Here is a 17756-nt window from a genome sequence, read left to right as displayed (position 1 = left end):
ATTGCGTTGACTTTCGGATGAGGGCGGCGCAAGAAGACACGGATACGAATAACCGTGGAGCTATTTGGGAGCCGTGTTGATTCAAGCCGCGCCAAGTTTCCTCACGCGGTCCGGACCGTTGGTCCGACTCGCCCTGTTTGCTCTTGCAGCCGCCATGCCGTTCCTCATCGCAGATGCCGCACGCGCCGATTTTCGCGTCTGCAACGGAACGCAAAATCTGGTCGGGGTGGCAATCGGATACAGGGCCAAGGACGGCTGGATCACGGAGGGTTGGTGGCAGGTGCCGGCAACGACCTGCGCCACGCTGATCGAGGGAGAATTGCAGTCGCGCTATTATTACCTCTACGCAGAGGACGCCGCCCGGGGAGGACGGTGGACGGGGGACGTGCAGATGTGCGTGGCGGAAAACGAATTCAAGATTTCGGGCGTGCAAGATTGTTATGCCCGGGGTTATCAGAAGATGGGATTCAAGGAATATGACACGGGCCGCCAGGGCAGCTGGATGGTTCAACTCTCCGACACCCCAGGGACGCAAGAAAGTCAGAATTGATGAAGCGTAATCGCAAAGTTAAAATCCTCGCCACCCTCGGGCCCGCCTCCGCCGAGGAATCGATGATCGAGAAGCTGCACCAGGCCGGTGCCGACGTCTTCCGCATCAATATGAGCCATGCGAGCCACGACCTGATGCGAACGCTCATCCAGCGCATCCGCTCGGTCGAGGCGCGCTCTGGCCGGCCGATCGGCATTCTCGCCGATCTGCAGGGACCGAAGCTGCGCGTCGGCAAGTTTACCGACAGCAAGGTCGACCTGAAACCCGGCCAGACCTTCACGCTCGACAACAATGAAGCGCTTGGCGACGCCACGCGCGTCTACCTGCCGCATCCCGAGATCCTGGAATCGGTGCAGCCTGGCCACCGTCTGCTGATCGACGACGGCAAGCTCGCCCTGCGCGCAGAAAAATGCGACGGCAAGAGCATCGTCACGACGGTGATCTCCGGCACGCGCATTTCCGACCGCAAGGGTGTCAGCCTTCCCGACACGCTGCTTGGCGTCGGTGCGCTGACCGACAAGGACCGTTCCGATCTCGATGCCGTGCTCGCCACCGACGATGTCGACTGGGTGGCGCTTTCCTTCGTCCAGCGCCCGGACGATCTTGCCGAGGTGCGCAAGATCGCCCGCGGCCGCGTTGGTCTGATGTCGAAGATCGAAAAACCGCAGGCTCTCGAGCGGATCGAAGAGATCATCGAGCTTTCCGATGCCTTGATGGTCGCCCGCGGCGATCTCGGCGTCGAAATGCCGCTCGAATCGGTTCCCGGCATTCAGAAGCAGCTGATCCGCGCCTGCCGCCGGTCGGGCAAGCCGGTGGTCGTCGCCACGCAGATGCTGGAATCGATGATCTCGGCGCCGGTTCCGACGCGCGCCGAAGTTTCCGACGTCGCGACCGCCGTCTTCGAAGGTGCCGATGCCGTCATGCTCTCGGCCGAATCGGCCTCGGGCGACTATCCCGTCGAGGCCGTCTCGACCATGGCGTCAATTGCCGGCGCCATCGAGCGCGAGCCGCATTATCCCGGCATCATCTATGCCCAGCGCGCCCAGCCGGAAGCGACCGGCGCCGATGCGATCTCGCTTGCCGCCCGCCAGATCGCCGAGACGCTGAAGCTGTCGGCGATCGTCTGCTACACCTCCTCCGGCACGACGGGCCTGCGCGCCTCGCGCGAGCGCCCGCAGGTGCCGATCCTGGCATTGTCGCCGATCATCAAGACGGCGCGCCGGCTTGCCGTCGTCTGGGGCCTGCATTGCGTCGTCACCCATGATGCGACCGATCTCGACGACATGGTCAACCGCGCCTGCCGCATCGTCGCCGACGAAGGGTTCGGCAAGCCAGGCGATCGCATCATCATCTCGGCCGGCGTGCCGCTCGGCACGCCCGGCGCCACCAACATGCTGCGCATTGCCTATATCGGATCGGACGGCCAAAGCGGCATCTGATCCGATCGCATCCCTGATGAAGCCCGCTGCCTGACGAGGCGGCGGGCTTTTTTGTTGCTGGGTCCGGCATTGCCAAGGGTTGCGGCGCGTGCAAGTCTCGGTCCAGGTTTGGAGGGATCACAATGGATGTCGTCACGCTTATCGCTTTTGCAGCCGTTTCCTTCGTCGGCATCGCGACACCGGGGCCAACGGTGCTGCTGGCGCTGACCAACGGTTCAAGGCATGGCCTGCGCCGCGCGGTCGCCGGCATGATCGGCGCGGTGCTTTCCGATTTCGTGCTGATCGGCGCCGTGGCGGTCGGGCTCGGGGCGCTGCTTGCGGCATCGGAATTCTGGTTCTCGATGCTGAAATGGGCGGGTGCGGCCTATCTCGCCTTTCTCGGCATCATGCTGCTGCGCTCGAAAGGCACCATCGATGCGGCGTTGAAATCTGGCGAGGCGCCAGGCGGGCGATCGGCCTTTTCGATCGGCCTGAAGAGCTTCATGGTCGCGGCGACCAATCCGAAAGGCTACCTGTTCTTCTCGGCCTTCCTGCCGCAGTTCATCGATCCCACCCAGCCACAGCCGGGGCAGTATGCGCTTCTGGCGCTCATTTTTGCCGCGATCGATTTTATTATCATGTTCGGCTACGCCTTCTTCGGCTCGCAGGCGGTACGCTTTCTGAAGACCTCTGGCGCCTTATGGCTGGAGCGGGCATGCGGCGGAGCGCTGCTCGCCCTTGCCGGGTCGCTTGCCTTCTATCGCCGGGCAACAACTTGATCTCAGCGAGGCAGGGACAGGTGGCCGACACGAAAGGCTTGCGTGTGCCCACCGATCTCGGGCATCTCTTTCCATAGCCTGAAGCGCACGCGCGTCCAGGTCGTCGGTTCGAAGCCGGAGACGGAGGCGAGCGCGCCTGCTTCCAGATCGGTTACGGCTTCTGCGCTTTCGGCCCGGCGGGTATCGGCGAGCGGCGAGTAGGGTTCCGTCTGCATGATATCGCGGGTGGCAAAGGCCGCTGCTGCGATATCGGGAGAGACGGCCGCCTGCCAGACAATCCATGTCCTCACCTGAGGCCAGCCGAAGGCGCCGGTGAGCGCTTCGAAGCCCGGCCCGCAGAGGAACTCGTTTGCTCCCTCGGGCTTCTGCCAGAGATAGAAGGGTGCGTAGAGGTTGTCGCGGCCGCCGAATTCGTTCCTGCGTGCGCTGAGATAGGCCTTGAAGCCGAGATTGGGGAAGCCGTCGAGTAATGGTCCCTTTTCGCGGATGCGGCGGTCGATGATCGACATGTCGTAGTCGGCCGGCAGGGTGAAGCTGTATTGCATGCCGATCATGGCCGTGCGTCCACCGGATCCAGCCATTCGACGAAGCTGCCATTGTCCGCCGGCTGGATGCTGATATAGCTGAACGGGCTGTCATCGGCAGCGCCATGCCAGTGGCGTTCGCCGGGCGCAAACCAGACCGCATCCCCGGCACGCAATTCTTCGACCGGGCCGCCCTCGTTCTGAGCCAGGCCTTGTCCCGAAAGGACATAGAGCAACTGCCCCCTGGGATGGGTGTGCCAGCGGGTGATAGTGCCGGGATCGAGGGTTGCGCGCATCGCAGTGTTTTCACCGTCGGCGCCTTCGAGCAGCATCTCGACCCAGAAGGGCGCGGTTGCCACGCCTTCGGGCGAGCGGACCACCTTGCCGGGACGGCTGACGGTCATCGTTTTCGGGTTCGAAGCGCTCATTGCCGGCCTCCTGCTACCCGCAGTCGCCAGTCCGGATCGGTCATCTGGGCGATGCCGTTGCCGAAGGACCAGTCATCAGGCGCGCTGGTGCTGATGACGATCATGATGTCCTCGGGCCGAAGGCCGGGCGACACTGCCAGGAGATCCGCGAGCCGCTGGTAGAGTGCGGCCTTCATCTCGGCCGTGCGGGGTCTGCCGATGGTGATCGAGATGTAGACGAAATCGCCGGAGCGCGGACCTGCGAGATAGCTGCGATCGAAGATCAGCTCGTTCTCGTCATGCTGGTGGATGGCCTGGAAGCGGTCGTTTTCGGGCACGTCGAAAGTCTCGACTAGCGCGCGCTGAATATTGTCCGCGAGCGCCGCGAGATAGTCTGGCGACTTGCCTTTGCGAAGGGAAATTCGAACGAAGGGCATTGGGGTTCTCCATGGTTCTGGCCGGTTCCCCGGCCTTGACAATGAAACCATCTCACAGCACGATGATGCTGAAAATCAGAATTTTATGGATTAATGATCCCAAAAACCAGGACTATATGATGCGACGGACGATCTTTGATCTCGATGTGCTTCGGACCTTTTCGACCGGCATGGAGCTCGGCAATTTCGCCAAAGCGGCAGAAAAGCTCGGGCGTTCGACGTCAGCGATCAGTGCGCAGTTGAAGAAGCTGGAGGAACAGGCGGGCACGCCGATCTTCCGCAAGGCGGGCCGCGGACTGGCGCTGACCGATGCCGGCGAAACGATGCTCGGTTACGCCAGACGGCTGCTGGAGCTCAACGATGAGGCGGCGGCGGCCGTGCACAGCGTCGAGCTGGAAGGCTGGGTGCGGCTCGGCCTGCAGGAGGATTTCGGCGAGACCCTGTTGCCCGAGGTGCTCGGCCGTTTCGCTCGCGCCCATCCAAAGGTACGCATTGAGGCTCGAGTGGTGCGCAATGCCGAACTGCTCGATCGGGTCACCTCAGGCAAGCTCGACCTGGCGCTGGCCTGGAGCGATGGGACGTTGACGGCACATTGTGAGGCGATCGGCGAGGTGCCGATGTGTTGGATCGGGCCTGCAGAAGGGCAGCCAGTCTGGCATGCTGCGAGTGGCGAGCCAATGCCGCTTGCCTCGCTGGAGGCGCCGTGCCTGTTGCGCAATGCGGCGACCCGGGCGCTTGACGAGGTTGGCATTTCCTGGCGGCTCGCCTTTGTCAGCCCCAGTCTCGGCGGCCTCTGGGCCGCGACGGCGGCGGGCCTCGGTTTTACCATTCGTACCCCGGTCGGCTTACCGGCAAAGGTCCGGACGCTTCAGCCGGAGGCCGTCGGCCTGCCTGGTTTGCCGAAGCTCGGGCTGGTCCTGCATCGGGCCGAGGCCGAACTGCAACCGGCCGCGGCCCGGCTTGCCGAGCTCGTGCAACAGTCGGTGCGGGGCGCCCTGCCAGCGAGTGATGGCCTGATATCTCATTGACCCCGTCGGAAAGGCGCTTCATGGCGCAGCCCGGCCTTGCACGTTCTGAGCCTCTTCGGCTCGAACAGCAGGACGGCGTCTATTCGCCGGTCGATCCCGCGATCCGCCGGGCGCTTCACCTGTCGTAGCGAGAAGGGGCACCCGGTGGTCGCCGACTGGGTACTCACATCTGCCGTTCCAACTGGGCGTTGCGGCGGATCGCCTGCGGCGGCTGACCGAAGGCGCGCAAAAAGGCGCGGCGCATGCGTTCGCGATCGGCAAAGCCAGTTTCGTCGGCAACCACGTCGATCGGATGGCGGCTTTGCTCCATCATCAGCCTGGCGGCTTCGAGCCTCAAGTTCTCGACGGCCTTGGCCGGCGACTGGCCCGTTTCGGCGCGGAAGGCGCGGCTGAACTGGCGGGGGCTGAGATGAGCGGCTTCCGCCAGTTCTTCCACCGAAAGCTGAGATTTCAGATTGCTGCGGGCAAAGTCCAGCGCCTTCCGAATGCGGTCCGATTTCGGCTCGAGTTCCAGCAGCGCGGAAAATTGCGACTGACCGCCGGCGCGGCGGTGATAGACGACGAGCATTCGCGCAATGGCGCGGGCGACTTCGATGCCGTGGTCCTTCTCAACCATCGCCAGTGCAAGGTCGATCCCGGCGGTCATGCCGGCGGATGTCCAGACCGAACCGTCGATGATGAAGATGCGATCCTCTTCCACCCTGATCTTCGGATAACGCGCCTTCATCTCGCGGGCGAGGCACCAATGCGTCGTCGCGCGGCGACCGTCGAGAATACCGGCTTCGGCGAGGAAGAAGGCGCCGGTGCAGATCGAAGCGACGCGGCGGGAGGCACCTAGTGCGGCGCGAATGAAGGCGCTTTCGCCAGGCTTCGGCAAGATGAGGTCAGGTGCACCGACGACGACCAGCGTGTCGAAGACCGGATCGCCGAAAGGCTCGGTCTCGACCGACATACCGAGCGAGGTGCGCAATGTTCCGCCCGCTTCGGAGATGTAGGTGATGTCATAAGCCTTCCGGCCGAGTTCGAGATTGGTGAACTCGAAGACCGAGACAGCGGCCAGGCTCATGATCTGAAAGCCGGGATAGAGCAGGAAAGCGACATGCTGCATGGCTGAACCTCCTGTGTCCTAAAAGGTGGTGTATATGACATTCAGGACTTTAGCAATTCGACGTATCGTTCTCTTCAAGCGCGGGGCAAGGGCCAGTGCAACAAAGGAGACGGAGCATGTCACAGGAACATAAGGGTACGGCGCTCGTTACCGGCGCATCCTCGGGCATCGGCGCGATTTATGCGCATCGGCTGGCGCAGCAGGGTTACGATCTGATCATCGTCGCCCGCAATGGGGAGCGGCTGAAGGCGCTGGCAAGCCGGCTGACGACCGAGACCGGCAGGACTGTGGAGACCCTCGTCGCCGATCTGGGCAGCAAGGTGGACTTAGGGCGCGTCGAGGGCGTGCTGAAGCAAGACCGGAGCATCACCCTTCTCGTCAACAATGCCGGCTTTGGGGGAACGGCGCCGCTGCTTTCTGCCGATGTAAACAAAATGCAGGAAATGATCGAACTCAATGTGACAGCGCTGATGCGGCTAACCTATGCCGCCGTTCCCGGTTTCGTCTCGCGCGGCGGCGGCACGATCATTAACATCGCTTCGATCGTCGCAATCGCGCCGGAACTGTTGAACGGCGTCTATGGCGGCACGAAAGCCTTCGTGCTTGCCTTCAGCCAGTCGCTGAAACATGAGCTGGCGGAGAAGAACATCCGTATCCAGGCCGTGCTGCCCGGCGCCACCGCGACTGAATTCTGGGGCATCGCCGGCACGCACGTCGAGCACCTGCCCAATGAGATCGTGATGTCGGCGGAAGATATGGTCGATGCCTCGCTCGCGGGCCTCAAGCAAGGGGAATTCGCAACCATTCCCGCGCTTGAGGACGCCGGCTTGCTGGCCGCCTACGAACAGGCGCGCCAGGCATTGATGCCGAACCTTTCGCGTACGGCGCCGGCCCAACGTTACAGGGCGGCTTGATCAAGCCGCCGGTCTGTCTCAGCCGAAGCGTTCCAACGCCATAGTGAAGATGTCGGTATCGACATTGCCGCCGGAGGTGACGGCGACGACTGTATCGCTTTCCAGCGCCTCACCATGGAAAAGAGCGGCAGCCAGCGCCACGGCGCCGCCCGGCTCAACGACGATCTTCAATCTGACGAAGGCGAGCGCCATGGCGCGGAGCGCCTCCTCGTCGGTGACGACGATGCCGGCGCCGGCGAGGCGCTTCAAGATCGGGAAGGTGATCTTGCCCGGCTCCGGTGTGACGATCGCATCGCAGATCGAACCCGACATCGCGGCATTGCGTTCGATCCTGCCGGAGGCGAGCGATCGGGTGGTGTCGTCGAAATTCTCCGGCTCGCAGGGACGGACGCGAAAGCCGGGGGCGCTGGCCTCGAGGGCGAGCGCGATGCCTGACGTCAGTCCGCCGCCGCCGCAGGGAACGAGCACCTCGGCTTCCGTCACACCTTCTTCTTCCGCCTGTTCGGAGATTTCGAGGCCAGTCGTGCCCTGGCCGGCGATGACAAGCGGTTCGTCGAAAGGCTTGATCAGCGTCAGGCCGCGATCGGCGGAGAGCCGCGCGCCGATTTCATCGCGATCCTCGTTGGCGCGGTCGTAGAGCACGACTTCGGCGCCGAAGGCGCGGGTGTTGGCGATCTTCAGCTTCGGCGCATCGCTCGGCATGATGATGACGGCGGGCACGCCGTGCAGCTTGGCGGCAAGGGCGACGCCCTGCGCATGGTTGCCCGAGGAGAAGGCGATGACGCCGCGCGTGCGTACGGCCGGGTCAAGGCCGGAAACCGCAGACCAGCCGCCGCGAAACTTGAAGGAACCCGAATGCTGCAGGCATTCCGCCTTCACGAACAGCCGCCGGCCGGCGATCTCGTTCAGGAAGGGGGAGGAGAGAAGCGGCGTGCGGCGCGCGCGACCGCGCAGTCGAGCGCGGGCGGCAACAATCATTTCAATGCTGACCATTCGGGAATCGTCCTGCTTGCGGGAGTCGCTCATGCATAAGACGGGGCAAACGGTTTGTGAACGGTGACTTTGTCACCGTGACATGAATGACCATTGCGCCTATGCCCGGCGGCTCGCCGACCGTCAATAGCCGCCTGCTGAGCCTTCCGTCGCGCGGGCGTCCATGGCGCCGTTGTAACGAGCGCCGCTGCCTTTTTCGATGGCGGCAAGGCTTTTGCCGCCGACGAGGATACCAGCGGCCTGGCCCCAGAGCGGGGCGTCGTTGCCGCCGTCGAAGCTATAGCCCATCGCCGCAAGCGTCCTTTCCGTATCGGGCGAAAGCGCATAGGGCTCGAAATAGACCTTGTCGGGCTGCCATTGGTGATGAACCCGCGGCGCGTTGACCGCCTGGCTGATATCCATGCCGAAGTCGACGACATTCAAAATCGCCTCCAACGTGATGGTGATGATGCGCGAGCCGCCGGGGCTGCCGATCACCATGAAGGGCTTGCCGTCGCGGGTGACGATCGTCGGGCTCATCGAGGAGAGAGGCGTCTTCTTCGGAGCAATGGCATTGGCTTCGCCCTGAACGAGGCCATAAAGGTTCGGCACACCCGGCTTGGAGGTGAAATCGTCCATTTCGTTGTTGAGCAGAACCCCGGTGCCGGGCGCTACGACCGCCGCGCCGAAGGAGCCGTTCAGCGTATAGGTGACGGCAACCGCATTACCCTCGTCGTCAATGATCGAATAATGGGTCGTCTCGTTGCTTTCCTTGCCGCCGAGGGGTTTCAGGTTGGCCGAAGTCCCGGCCCTGTAGGGATCGATCTTTGCTGCGATCTCCTTGGCGTAGCTCTTGTCGAGCATTTTCTCGACCGGGTTCTCGACGAAATCGGGATCGCCGAGCGCCGCGTTGCGGTCGACATAGGCGTAGCGCATCGCCTCGACCATCACGTGCACGGTCTCAGCCGAGGCGTAGCCGAGATAGGAGAGCGGATAACCTTCGAGGACGTTGAGGATCTCGCAGATGATGACGCCGCCGGAGGAAGGTGGCGGTGAGGAGATGATGTCGTATCCGCGGTAATTGCACTCGATTGGCGTCAGTTCGCGCACGGTGTATTGCTCGAAATCCTCCTTGGCAAGGATACCGCCCTTGGCCTGGCTCGCTTTGACGATCGCCTCGGCGGGGGCGGCCTTGTAGAAGGCGTCGGGTCCTTTTTCCGAGATGGCTGCCAGAACCGCGGCGAGGTCGGGCTGCGCAAGCTTTTCGCCGGACGCATAGGGCTTGCCGTCCTGTTTCAGGAAAATCTTCGCCGCCGTCTCGTCCTTGGCAAGGCGCTTGGCGCCGCCGGCGAGAATCGCGGCATCGCCCTGTTCCAGCGTGTAGCCTTCCTTGGCGAAGCGGAGCGCCGGCGCGATCAGATCCTGGCGTGAGCGGGTGCCGTATTTCTCCCGCGCCGTCTCGAAGCCCTTGACCGAACCGGGAACGCCGACGGCGAGGTAGCCGTCAAGGCTGGCGCGCGGCACGATATCGCCCTTGCTATCGAGATACATGGTCTTTGTCGCGGCGAGCGGCGCGCGCTCGCGGAAATCGAGGAAGGTCTTGCTGCCGTCTTTCAGGCGAATGGTCATGAAGCCGCCGCCGCCGAGATTGCCGGCCGAGGGATAGACGACCGCCAGTGCATAACCGACGGCGACCGCCGCATCGACGGCATTGCCGCCGCTCTTCAGCACCTCGACGCCGACATCGGTCGCCAGATGCTGGGCGGTGACGACCATCCCGTGTTCGGCTTCAACCGGTGCGGGCGACGCCGCGAAAGCCGTCGTCAGAGTTAGCGACAAGGCCGATATGACGGAGATCGTCCCGATATGCAGGCGGCCCATGATTTCCCCTCCTATGGACAACAACGGAAAGACATATGGGGCTGCTGCGGTCCGCGGCAATGCGAGGAGCAGGCTTTGTGCGAGGAAGCCGGCCGAATGTCCGACAGGGACACCGCCGGAGAGATCAAACGCCGTGGAGAGCGCCCGGCATCCGCGACGGCTGGATTTGGATCGCTTGATCGCGGAGAGAGGCGGCGAGCCGCTCTTCGGCACGGCGGGCGGCCGCCTGGAGGTCGCGGGGCTCGCCGGCGATCTTTTCCATGGCGGCGATAGCGACGTCGGTGGCCAGATAATCCGGCTTATGGCCGACGCCGCCGACCGTAACGAGTTCGGAACCTGGTATATCGCGGGCGAGGCCGCGCGAATGCAGGTGTTCCCAGACGATCTTGTCGCGGTCGCCCGTGATGATAACGGTCGGCGCGGTGATCTGCGAGTAGAGCGGCGACTGCTCCTTCACATAGGCGAGCAGTCTTTTGAAATCGGCGGCATTGTTGTGGAAGGTGCGCGGGCGCAGCACCAGCGACGGGCCGGTTTTTTCGATGTAGTCGGCAGGGCGTGGATTGGGACGGAAAACGTTCAATGTGCCGCGCTCCAGCCGGCTCAGTCCAAGCGGAACGACGATGGCGTGGTTGAAGAGCCAACCGATGACCGGCACGGTCGCCACGTGGTAATACCAGTCGATGCCGCCGGGCCACGGATGGGTGGCGGGTGCGAGGAAGAGCAGACCAGCGGTCTTATCCGGATGGCGCAGTCCGAAGGCGGCGGTGATCGCGCCTCCGAAGGAATGGCCAACAATGATCGCCTTCTCGATGCCGCGCTTTTCCATCAGTCGAGCGATTGCATCGGCCTGGCCCGAGGGTACGGCGTTCTCAGGGCCGCCGCGCTCGGAATAGCCATGACCGGGACGATCGACGAACAGCATTTCCGCCCGGCCTTCGAGCGGGGCGCGAAAGGCGACGAACTGATCGAGCAGATTGCCGCTGGCGCCGTGAATGAAGACGAGCGCCGGCAGGTCCGCATTTTGGGGACGTTCGACATGGACGGCGTTCATGCGGTAGCCGCCGACATCCGTCAATTCACCGATATTCGGATAGGTCCGTTCGAATTGCCGCGCCTTATAAGAAGAGTAACCGATGGCGGCGGCGAGCGGGGCAAGAAGGGCGGAAACTTCGGCAAGCATGATCTTAACGGCGACAGTCGATGGATTTTGCGAGGGGCGGCGGTCGCGTCAAATTGCCCTCGACAGGTTCTAAAATTGCGCGCTCCGGCCGAAGGTCAAGCTTGATCGGCCGGCTTCAGGTGCGATTGCCGGCGAGTTTTTCCGCAAGCATGTTGACCTGCTCCTGCGCAGTGCGATCGGCGGGATAGATATCGAGGAACCGTTCCCAGGCCTTCAGGGTCAATTGATCGTTGCCGGAATTGCTGAGGATCGCGGCCATGCCGGAGAGCGCGCCGAAATGGCGCGGCTCGATATCCAGCACATGCTCGATGTCGGACATCGACTTGCGGTAATTGCCCATGACGAAATTCAGCGTGGCGCGGCGATTCCAGCTCTCGGCATAATCGGGCTTGAGGGCAATCGCCTCGTCGAGGAAATCGAGAGCGGCGGGATTGCGCTTTTCCTCAATCGCCTTGTCGGCCCATTGCATCAGTAGGTTCACGGTCGCGCTGCCGGAATCATTCCATTCCAGACGAATTTCGTTGGCAATGCTGCTGGCCTTGTCAGGATCACGCTCGCGCTTCAGCTGGCTGAAGAGCTGGTCGAGACGCTGCTTCGGCGAACTATTGGCATCCCTCCGCTCGACAATGACGTTGTTTTCCGCCGCGGTGGCCGGGAACGGGGAGGTGGAGAGGATGAAGGCGAGCGGCAGCACCGCTGACGTCAAAGCAAAAAAGCGCATGGCGGACATATTAGCCCGCCAGCGCCGAAGATCAAACAAATTAGACGTGATCACCGCAGCGACCCACCGGATGTCCGTCGGCGCAATCTGCGCGGCGCACAATCCGGATTCGCGCAATCAGCCCTGACGAGCCTTGTAGCGCGGGTTCAGCTTGTTGATGATGTAGATGCGGCCCTTGCGACGAACCAGACGGTTGTCACGGTGACGAGCCTTGAGCGACTTGAGCGAATTCTTGATCTTCATTTTTCTGATCCGCGATCTCTATGGGGGAATTCACATTCGCCCGTAACTTTAACAATCAAAAGCGCGCCGTCGGGGCGCGCTCTTTAGGTGGGGGTGCAGATACCTCGTCACCTCCAGCGTGTCAACCACGTGACGGTGTTTTTCCCAAGCCGCAGGACCGTTTCTCACCGCGAAACCGGCAATTTCGGCGCCAATGTCGTGACATGACCCATCTTGCGACCGGGGCGCCACTCGCTCTTGCCATAGAGGTGAACCAGCGTGTCGGGACGTTGCAGCCAGTCGCGGACGGCAAGGATATCGTCACCGACCAAATTCTGCATGACGCAGTCGGAGTGGCGCTCGCCATTGCCGAGCGGCAGGCCGGCGACAGCGCGGATATGTTGCTCGAACTGGCTGACGACGCAGGCGGCTTCCGTCCAATGACCGGAATTGTGGACGCGCGGCGCCATCTCGTTGGCGATCAGGCCGCCATCGGCAAGCACGAAGAATTCGATGCCGATCACGCCGACATAGTTCAACGCGGCGAGAATCTTTTCGGCCGATCGACGAGCGGCCTCCGCTGTCGTCGCCGAGATTGCGGCCGGAACGGTCGAGGTATGGAGGATGCCGTTGCGGTGGACATTCTCGGCGGGATCGAAGCAGACGACCGTCCCATCCGCGGCACGCGCGGCGATGATCGAGACCTCGCGCTCGAAGGCGACGAAGCTTTCGAGGATGAGCGGCACGGCCCCGAGCGCGGCATAGGCACCGTCAGGATTGTCGGCGGGCGAGCGGAAAACCTTCTGCCCCTTGCCGTCATAACCGAGGCGGCGGGTCTTCAGCACGCCCTGGCCGTCGAAATCTTTCAGCGCGGTTTCGAGATCTGCCTGGCTGTCGACCGCATGAAAGCGAGCGGTTGAGATGCCGCAGCCGTTGAGGAAGCGTTTTTCGACGAGCCGATCCTGGGCGGCCTCAAGCGCCTTGGCAGGCGGATAGACGGCGATGCTTGCCGAGAGCGCTTCGGCGGCTGCGACGGGCACGTTTTCGAATTCGTAGGTGACGACGTCGCAGGCGTCTGCCAGTTCGGCCAGTGCCGCCGGATCGTCATAGGCGGCAACGATCTGCCGGTTCGCCAGTTGGGCGGCGGGGCAGTCGAGCTGCGGCTCGAGGATGACAGTGCGGAAATTCAATCTGGCGGCGGCGATGGCCAGCATGCGGCCGAGCTGGCCGCCGCCGACTATGCCGATTGTTCCTATGGTCATTGGTTGTCCATTGGATATTCGGCGACGGCAGCACTCTGGCGCTCGCGCCATTCGTCGAGCCTGTCGGCAATCTCTTCGTCGGAAAGGGCCAGCACGGCGGCGGCGAGAAGAGCGGCGTTGACCGCACCCGCCTTGCCTATGGCGAGGGTCCCAACCGGAATGCCGGCCGGCATCTGCACGATGGAAAGAAGGCTGTCCTGGCCGGACATGGTCTTCGACTGGACCGGCACGCCGAAGACCGGCAACGGCGTCATCGATGCGGTCATGCCCGGCAGATGCGCCGCACCGCCAGCACCGGCGATGATGACCTTGAAGCCTTCCGCACGGGCGCCCTTGGCGAAATTCATCATGCGCTCGGGCGTACGATGCGCTGAGATGATGCGCGCATCATAAGCGATTTCCAGCGCTTCCAGCGTGTCGGCCGCGTTCTTCATGGTCTCCCAATCGGATTGGCTGCCCATGATGATGGCGACGAGTGGTCTATCTGTCATCCTGCGGCGGTTCCTTTCAGGCAATGATGTCGGGAACGATCTGGTCTTCCAGCTTGGAGAGCTTGTCCTTGATGACGAGCTTTTTCTTCTTCATGCGCTGGATTCGCAGAGCGTCGCATCCGGTCTCGATCATGGCGTTGATCGCAGCGTCGAAATCCTCGTGCTCCTGGCGCAGACGCGCCACCATGAGCCTGATTTCCGCCTGTTCCTGATCGGCCATATGCATTCCCCGTTATCGTCCACGGACCTTGTCCGATCTGCCGATGATTTCCGCAAGCTCCTATCACCAAATACGGGTAACGGCTAGTTAGTCGTGATCATGAATTTGCCATCGCATCTTCATCTTTTGGCCTTCGACAAGCCTTCAAAAATATGTCACAGTCCGCCCGTTGACACCTTGATCCCCGACGACGATGGTCGGGGAGGGTAAGAGGAAGGAAGGGTCAAATGACAGTTGAAGCTCATCTTGAATCACTCCAGAAAAAGCATGTTGCTCTCGAGGAGGAGTTGCATGCACTCAGAACAGCTCCTTCTATCTCCGATACAGAAATTGCCGAATGCAAGCGCCGCAAGCTGCGCATCAAGGACGAGATTCAGCGTCTCAAGTCATCCGTCCATTAATCTTCCCAAGGGTCGCCGGGCGATCATCTTGCGCAAGAGGTAAATCCATCCATTCCGCCTAAAATTTGCAAGAACCGGTGATCACACCAGAATTGCGCCAGCCCGATGCTTGTGACGTCGCGGCTGGCGCGTTTGCGTCTGCTTGCAGCAAAAGGGCGTTTTTATGATGCGTCAGGGGTGTGATCGGAGGCGCGGTCAGGCCCAGAACTGATCCAGCCACAGATTGAGCTTGTCAAAGCCGCGGTTGTTGACCGCGTAGATGCGTTTCGTACCTTCCGAGGTCACGGAGACAAGATTGCTGTCGAGCAGTGCCTTCAGGTGCTGCGAGACAGCGGGCCGACTGATCGGCAGGCCCTCGGCAAGCTCGTTGACCGTGCGCGGCGCGCGCCGCAATTCCTCCAGCAGAAAGCGCCGGTTCGGGTCGGCAATCGCAGAGAAGGGGTCCGTGTTCGACATGGCAGAAACGCTACGTCAAACCGGCCGTTGCAGCAAGGAAATTGTGCATTGCAGCGTACTGCCGCCCTTACCAGCCGAGGCCCTCGCGTATGATCAGAAAGGCCGCGATCAGCGCCATCGCATACATGAAAGGATAAAAGATCTGCGGCTTCATGCGGCGCACGCACCAGGCCCCGGCAAGGGTGGCGAGCGGCGCGAAAGGCAAGAGCGTGGCGGAGGTCGCAAGGTTCTGCGTGTCGAGCTGGCCGAGGGCAAAGTAGGGAATGAGCTTGATGGCGTTGAGGATTGCGAAGAAGCGCACGCTGGTGCCGGTATATTCGCGCGGCTCCAGTTTGAGCGGCAGGGCATAGATCTGAAACGGCGCGCCGCCGGCATGGGCGACGAAGCTGCCATATCCGGAAAACGTTCCCCAGAGGGCGGCAGCGACCGGCCGCTGTCCGTGCGGCGGGATCGTCTTGTTGGCGCCGGGGCCGAAATTGTTCCAGAAATAGCGCAGGCAGAAGAGGATCGTCACCGCGCCGATGACGACGCGCAGGACATTGCCGGGAACAAGCGCCGAGGTCGCCCAGCCGAGGGCAATGCCGAGAATTGCGCCCGGCAGCATGATCTTCAGCGTCGCCCAATCGCCATGCCTGCGCCAGATGACAAGCGAGATCATGTCCATGAAGACCAGGATCGGCAGCAGGATTGCCGCCGCCTCGAGCGGCGAGACGACCAGGGCGAGAAAGGGCAGGCCGATCAGCGACAAAGCGTCGCCCATGCCGCCTTTTGCGAGACCAACAAGCAGAACCGCGGGCACGGCGGCGTAGTAGAATGACAAGTCCTGCGGCATGCTTTCGACGTCCTCCTCTTGCAAGCCTCCTCTAACGGAACTACTCACACAAAACGAGTGCGGATCCGTCTTTTCGAGAAGGGAATTCGCAGGAAACGGAAAGACCTCATGACCGAACCCGAAAACCGCTGCCGCCTGGTGCTCATCGTCCCTGATATTGCCGACGCCGATGAACAGGCAAGGATCGTCACCGATGCGCTGAAGGGCGGCGATGTCGCCTCCGTCATCGTGCCGCAATACGGGCTCGACGACGGCGCCTTCCAGAAACATGCCGAAAAGCTGGTGCCGGTGATTCAGGATGCGGGGGCCGCCGCGCTGATTGCAGGCGACAGCCGCGTGGCGGGACGGGCGAAGGCCGATGGCCTGCATATAACCAGCAACGCGCAGGCACTGTCGGAGGCGATCGACAAACACGCTCCGAAGCTGATCGTCGGCGGCGGCAATGCCAGCGACCGGCACAATGCGCTGGAGATCGGCGAAGTCAGGCCGGATTATATCTTCTTCGGCAAGCTTGATGGGGATATCAAGCCGGAGGCGCATCCCAAGAACCTCGCGCTCGGCGAATGGTGGGCCTCAATGATCGAAATCCCCTGCATCGTCATGGGCGGCACCGATCCCGTGTCGGCTCTTGCCGTTGCCGAGACCGGAGCAGAGTTCGTGGCGCTGCGGCTGGCGGTGTTCGGGGAGCCCGGCCGAGCGCCATCCATCGTTGCCGAGATCAATGCTCTGCTTGACGAAAAAGCGCCACGGTTTGAGGATTGAAATCCCGCTCATGCCGATCCTGCCCGCCCGCCCTTTGAAATATCTGCTTGCCAGCATAGTCGCCCTCACTGCGGGCGGGTCTGATATCGCCGTGGCGCAGGCACCGGACAGCGTCATCAGCCAGCCCGGCGCTGCTCCGGCGTCAAGCTTTCGTACCGACCGGCACACCAACGGGGATGTGAAGCCCTCGGACGGTGTCGGCGTTTTTGATCGCATGGGCGCGAAGCTGCCCGACCTCCCGCCCGAGAAAGATTACAAAGGTCCGATCGACGAGGCGTACGGCGCCTATCAGCGCGGCTATTATCTGGCGGCGATGGACAAGGCGCTGCCGCGCGCCCAGCTCGGCGATCCGGCGGCGCAGACGCTGATCGGCGAAATCCTCTCGCAAGGCCTCGGCGTCAAGAAGGACGTGAAAGGCGCTGCCTTCTGGTACGGCAAGGCGGCCGAAGGCGGCGATCCTGCGGCGATGTTCAAATATGCGCTCATGCTGATGGAAGGCCAAGGTGTGCCGCGCGACAAGGTCAAAGCCGACGACTATATGCGCAAGGCGGCCGAAGCCGGCAATCCTTCGGCCGAATTCAACTGGGCGCAGATTGTTGTCGCCGACAATCCCGGCGAAAAGGGGCTGAAGCTCGCGCTACCGTTTTACGAGAAATCGGCCGAGCAGGGCATTGCGGATTCGCAATATGCCGTGGCGCAGATCTATGCGACGCTGAAGGATCTGCCGGAGGAAAAGAAGCAGCTCGCCCGCGAGTGGATGGCGCGCGCCGCGCGCGCCGGCTTCGACACAGCCGAGCTCGATCTCGGCATCTGGCTCGTCAACGGCGTCGGTGGTCCCAGGGATTACGTCAAGGGTTTCGAATGGCTGAAACTTGCCGCCAATGGTGGCAATGTCGTTGCCCAGAACAAGCTTGCCCATCTCTACATCAACGCCATCGGCACGCCGCCGAATCCGATCGAGGCGGCGAAGTGGTATGTGCTGTCGCGCCGTGCCGGGCTTGCCGATCCAGCGCTGGAAGATTTTTATCTCGGGATCGAGGACGATCAGCAGAAGGCGGCGATCGATGCCGCCAACAAATTCCGGCGGCGATAGCCGCCGCGTGTTTCATTCTCTAAAGCATGTCGTGATCCTTCAGATTCGCTTATCATGCTCTCGGTCTTTGGTTTTCCGCATGTCTTTATCGCAAACCG

General features: G+C 62.4%; 22 protein-coding genes and 1 pseudogene. 9 read left to right on the top strand and 14 right to left on the bottom strand.

From position 1 onward, the window contains the following. Positions 1–64: 64 nt before the first annotated feature. From NL154_RS17995 to NL154_RS17985, 3 genes are all read left to right on the top strand, one after another. Positions 65–550 (top strand): DUF1036 domain-containing protein, encoded by a 486-nt coding sequence (locus tag NL154_RS17995; RefSeq protein WP_434733143.1) that lies wholly within the window; start codon positions 65–67, stop codon positions 548–550. Then, positions 550–1989: a pyruvate kinase gene (gene pyk / locus NL154_RS17990; protein WP_210629876.1), complete on the top strand. Its 1440-nt coding sequence runs from the start codon at positions 550–552 to the stop codon at positions 1987–1989. The genes NL154_RS17995 and pyk overlap by 1 nt, the downstream gene beginning before the upstream one ends. 122 nt (positions 1990–2111) lie before the next feature. Beyond that, positions 2112–2747 (top strand): LysE family translocator, encoded by a 636-nt coding sequence (locus tag NL154_RS17985; protein ID WP_210629877.1) that lies wholly within the window; start codon positions 2112–2114, stop codon positions 2745–2747. A gap of 2 nt (positions 2748–2749) precedes the next feature. Here NL154_RS17985 and NL154_RS17980 read toward each other — a convergent pair whose 3' ends face one another. From NL154_RS17980 to NL154_RS17970, 3 genes are read right to left on the bottom strand one after another with little or no spacing between them, the layout of a single operon-like run. Further along, positions 2750–3301: a DUF4865 family protein gene (locus NL154_RS17980; protein ID WP_434733142.1), complete on the bottom strand. Its 552-nt coding sequence runs from the start codon at positions 3299–3301 to the stop codon at positions 2750–2752. Next, entirely contained in the window at positions 3298–3699 is a 402-nt protein-coding gene (locus NL154_RS17975; protein WP_207243468.1) for a cupin domain-containing protein, read from the bottom strand. The genes NL154_RS17980 and NL154_RS17975 overlap by 4 nt, the downstream gene beginning before the upstream one ends. After that, positions 3696–4115 carry a tautomerase family protein gene (locus tag NL154_RS17970; RefSeq protein ID WP_434733141.1) on the bottom strand — a complete coding sequence of 140 codons (420 nt, stop codon included), beginning with the start codon at positions 4113–4115 and terminating at the stop codon, positions 3696–3698. Before NL154_RS17970 ends, NL154_RS17975 begins: the two co-directional genes overlap by 4 nt. A 119-nt stretch (positions 4116–4234) precedes the next feature. On the opposite strand from NL154_RS17970, the gene NL154_RS17965 reads away from it, so the two are divergent. Further along, positions 4235–5143 (top strand): LysR substrate-binding domain-containing protein, encoded by a 909-nt coding sequence (locus NL154_RS17965; RefSeq protein ID WP_434733140.1) that lies wholly within the window; start codon positions 4235–4237, stop codon positions 5141–5143. A gap of 8 nt (positions 5144–5151) precedes the next feature. Continuing rightward, positions 5152–5271, top strand: a pseudogene (locus NL154_RS17960) (phytanoyl-CoA dioxygenase); the annotation flags it as partial. Positions 5272–5306: 35 nt separating this feature from the next. On the opposite strand, the gene NL154_RS17955 reads toward NL154_RS17960, so the two are convergent. Then, on the bottom strand, positions 5307–6251 hold the full coding sequence (locus tag NL154_RS17955; protein ID WP_221163807.1) for a GlxA family transcriptional regulator: 945 nt from the start codon (positions 6249–6251) through the stop codon (positions 5307–5309). Between the two features lie 116 nt (positions 6252–6367). Between NL154_RS17955 and NL154_RS17950 the strand changes: the two genes are divergently transcribed. Next, positions 6368–7165, top strand: coding sequence for an SDR family NAD(P)-dependent oxidoreductase (locus NL154_RS17950; RefSeq protein ID WP_434733139.1), 798 nt, complete (start codon positions 6368–6370; stop codon positions 7163–7165). 18 nt (positions 7166–7183) lie between these two features. Here the strand turns inward: NL154_RS17950 and NL154_RS17945 are convergent, their stop codons facing one another. The 8 genes from NL154_RS17945 to NL154_RS17910 all read right to left on the bottom strand — a co-directional run bounded on the left by NL154_RS17945 (position 7184) and on the right by NL154_RS17910 (position 14114). Beyond that, the gene (locus NL154_RS17945) at positions 7184–8158 is read right to left on the bottom strand and encodes a threonine ammonia-lyase (RefSeq protein WP_434733138.1); all 975 of its coding nucleotides are present in this window, start codon (positions 8156–8158) and stop codon (positions 7184–7186) included. Between the two features lie 123 nt (positions 8159–8281). After that, positions 8282–10018, bottom strand: coding sequence for a gamma-glutamyltransferase (gene ggt, locus NL154_RS17940; protein ID WP_434733137.1), 1737 nt, complete (start codon positions 10016–10018; stop codon positions 8282–8284). 124 nt (positions 10019–10142) lie between these two features. After that, positions 10143–11198: an alpha/beta fold hydrolase gene (locus NL154_RS17935; protein ID WP_221154576.1), complete on the bottom strand. Its 1056-nt coding sequence runs from the start codon at positions 11196–11198 to the stop codon at positions 10143–10145. Between the two features lie 115 nt (positions 11199–11313). Further along, positions 11314–11928, bottom strand: a complete 615-nt coding sequence (locus NL154_RS17930; RefSeq protein ID WP_221122988.1) for a tetratricopeptide repeat protein — start codon at positions 11926–11928, stop codon at positions 11314–11316. 108 nt (positions 11929–12036) lie between these two features. After that, complete coding sequence (ykgO, locus tag NL154_RS17925; protein ID WP_003582204.1) at positions 12037–12162, bottom strand: type B 50S ribosomal protein L36; 126 nt, start codon at positions 12160–12162, stop codon at positions 12037–12039. A gap of 164 nt (positions 12163–12326) precedes the next feature. Continuing rightward, positions 12327–13403, bottom strand: a complete 1077-nt coding sequence (locus NL154_RS17920) for a 5-(carboxyamino)imidazole ribonucleotide synthase (protein WP_210629884.1) — start codon at positions 13401–13403, stop codon at positions 12327–12329. After that, positions 13400–13894: a 5-(carboxyamino)imidazole ribonucleotide mutase gene (gene purE / locus NL154_RS17915; protein ID WP_210629885.1), complete on the bottom strand. Its 495-nt coding sequence runs from the start codon at positions 13892–13894 to the stop codon at positions 13400–13402. The genes NL154_RS17920 and purE overlap by 4 nt, the downstream gene beginning before the upstream one ends. A gap of 16 nt (positions 13895–13910) precedes the next feature. After that, positions 13911–14114: a YdcH family protein gene (locus tag NL154_RS17910; protein WP_010028538.1), complete on the bottom strand. Its 204-nt coding sequence runs from the start codon at positions 14112–14114 to the stop codon at positions 13911–13913. 227 nt (positions 14115–14341) lie between these two features. Between NL154_RS17910 and NL154_RS17905 the strand changes: the two genes are divergently transcribed. Beyond that, entirely contained in the window at positions 14342–14515 is a 174-nt protein-coding gene (locus NL154_RS17905; protein WP_008533139.1) for a YdcH family protein, read from the top strand. A gap of 195 nt (positions 14516–14710) precedes the next feature. On the opposite strand, the gene NL154_RS17900 is transcribed toward NL154_RS17905, so the two are convergent. Further along, positions 14711–14971: an ArsR/SmtB family transcription factor gene (locus tag NL154_RS17900; protein WP_003552646.1), complete on the bottom strand. Its 261-nt coding sequence runs from the start codon at positions 14969–14971 to the stop codon at positions 14711–14713. Positions 14972–15038: 67 nt separating this feature from the next. After that, the gene (locus NL154_RS17895; protein ID WP_434733136.1) at positions 15039–15803 is read right to left on the bottom strand and encodes a sulfite exporter TauE/SafE family protein; all 765 of its coding nucleotides are present in this window, start codon (positions 15801–15803) and stop codon (positions 15039–15041) included. A 108-nt stretch (positions 15804–15911) separates the two neighbouring features. Here NL154_RS17895 and NL154_RS17890 point away from each other — a divergent pair, with 108 nt between their 5' ends. Beyond that, on the top strand, positions 15912–16565 hold the full coding sequence (locus tag NL154_RS17890) for a thiamine phosphate synthase (RefSeq protein WP_210629887.1): 654 nt from the start codon (positions 15912–15914) through the stop codon (positions 16563–16565). A gap of 10 nt (positions 16566–16575) precedes the next feature. After that, positions 16576–17658, top strand: coding sequence for a tetratricopeptide repeat protein (locus NL154_RS17885; protein ID WP_210629888.1), 1083 nt, complete (start codon positions 16576–16578; stop codon positions 17656–17658). Positions 17659–17756 lie beyond the last annotated feature (98 nt).

Source organism: Rhizobium sp. YTUHZ044, from assembly GCF_051123975.1.
In the GTDB taxonomy this organism is placed as follows: Bacteria; Pseudomonadota; Alphaproteobacteria; order Rhizobiales; family Rhizobiaceae; genus Rhizobium.
This window is presented reverse-complemented; position numbering and strand designations above follow the sequence as displayed.

Coding starts and splice junctions, on each gene's coding strand:
- pyk (WP_210629876.1), top strand. CDS start 550: ATGAAGCGTAATCGCAAAGTTAAAATCCTCGCCACCCTCGGGCCCGCC.
- NL154_RS17985 (WP_210629877.1), top strand. CDS start 2,112: ATGGATGTCGTCACGCTTATCGCTTTTGCAGCCGTTTCCTTCGTCGGC.
- NL154_RS17980 (WP_434733142.1), bottom strand. CDS start 3,301: ATGATCGGCATGCAATACAGCTTCACCCTGCCGGCCGACTACGACATG.
- NL154_RS17975 (WP_207243468.1), bottom strand. CDS start 3,699: ATGAGCGCTTCGAACCCGAAAACGATGACCGTCAGCCGTCCCGGCAAG.
- NL154_RS17970 (WP_434733141.1), bottom strand. CDS start 4,115: ATGCCCTTCGTTCGAATTTCCCTTCGCAAAGGCAAGTCGCCAGACTAT.
- NL154_RS17965 (WP_434733140.1), top strand. CDS start 4,235: ATGCGACGGACGATCTTTGATCTCGATGTGCTTCGGACCTTTTCGACC.
- NL154_RS17955 (WP_221163807.1), bottom strand. CDS start 6,251: ATGCAGCATGTCGCTTTCCTGCTCTATCCCGGCTTTCAGATCATGAGC.
- NL154_RS17950 (WP_434733139.1), top strand. CDS start 6,368: ATGTCACAGGAACATAAGGGTACGGCGCTCGTTACCGGCGCATCCTCG.
- NL154_RS17945 (WP_434733138.1), bottom strand. CDS start 8,158: ATGGTCAGCATTGAAATGATTGTTGCCGCCCGCGCTCGACTGCGCGGT.
- ggt (WP_434733137.1), bottom strand. CDS start 10,018: ATGGGCCGCCTGCATATCGGGACGATCTCCGTCATATCGGCCTTGTCG.
- NL154_RS17935 (WP_221154576.1), bottom strand. CDS start 11,198: ATGCTTGCCGAAGTTTCCGCCCTTCTTGCCCCGCTCGCCGCCGCCATC.
- NL154_RS17930 (WP_221122988.1), bottom strand. CDS start 11,928: ATGTCCGCCATGCGCTTTTTTGCTTTGACGTCAGCGGTGCTGCCGCTC.
- ykgO (WP_003582204.1), bottom strand. CDS start 12,162: ATGAAGATCAAGAATTCGCTCAAGTCGCTCAAGGCTCGTCACCGTGAC.
- NL154_RS17920 (WP_210629884.1), bottom strand. CDS start 13,403: ATGACCATAGGAACAATCGGCATAGTCGGCGGCGGCCAGCTCGGCCGC.
- purE (WP_210629885.1), bottom strand. CDS start 13,894: ATGACAGATAGACCACTCGTCGCCATCATCATGGGCAGCCAATCCGAT.
- NL154_RS17910 (WP_010028538.1), bottom strand. CDS start 14,114: ATGGCCGATCAGGAACAGGCGGAAATCAGGCTCATGGTGGCGCGTCTG.
- NL154_RS17905 (WP_008533139.1), top strand. CDS start 14,342: ATGACAGTTGAAGCTCATCTTGAATCACTCCAGAAAAAGCATGTTGCT.
- NL154_RS17900 (WP_003552646.1), bottom strand. CDS start 14,971: ATGTCGAACACGGACCCCTTCTCTGCGATTGCCGACCCGAACCGGCGC.
- NL154_RS17895 (WP_434733136.1), bottom strand. CDS start 15,803: ATGCCGCAGGACTTGTCATTCTACTACGCCGCCGTGCCCGCGGTTCTG.
- NL154_RS17890 (WP_210629887.1), top strand. CDS start 15,912: ATGACCGAACCCGAAAACCGCTGCCGCCTGGTGCTCATCGTCCCTGAT.
- NL154_RS17885 (WP_210629888.1), top strand. CDS start 16,576: ATGCCGATCCTGCCCGCCCGCCCTTTGAAATATCTGCTTGCCAGCATA.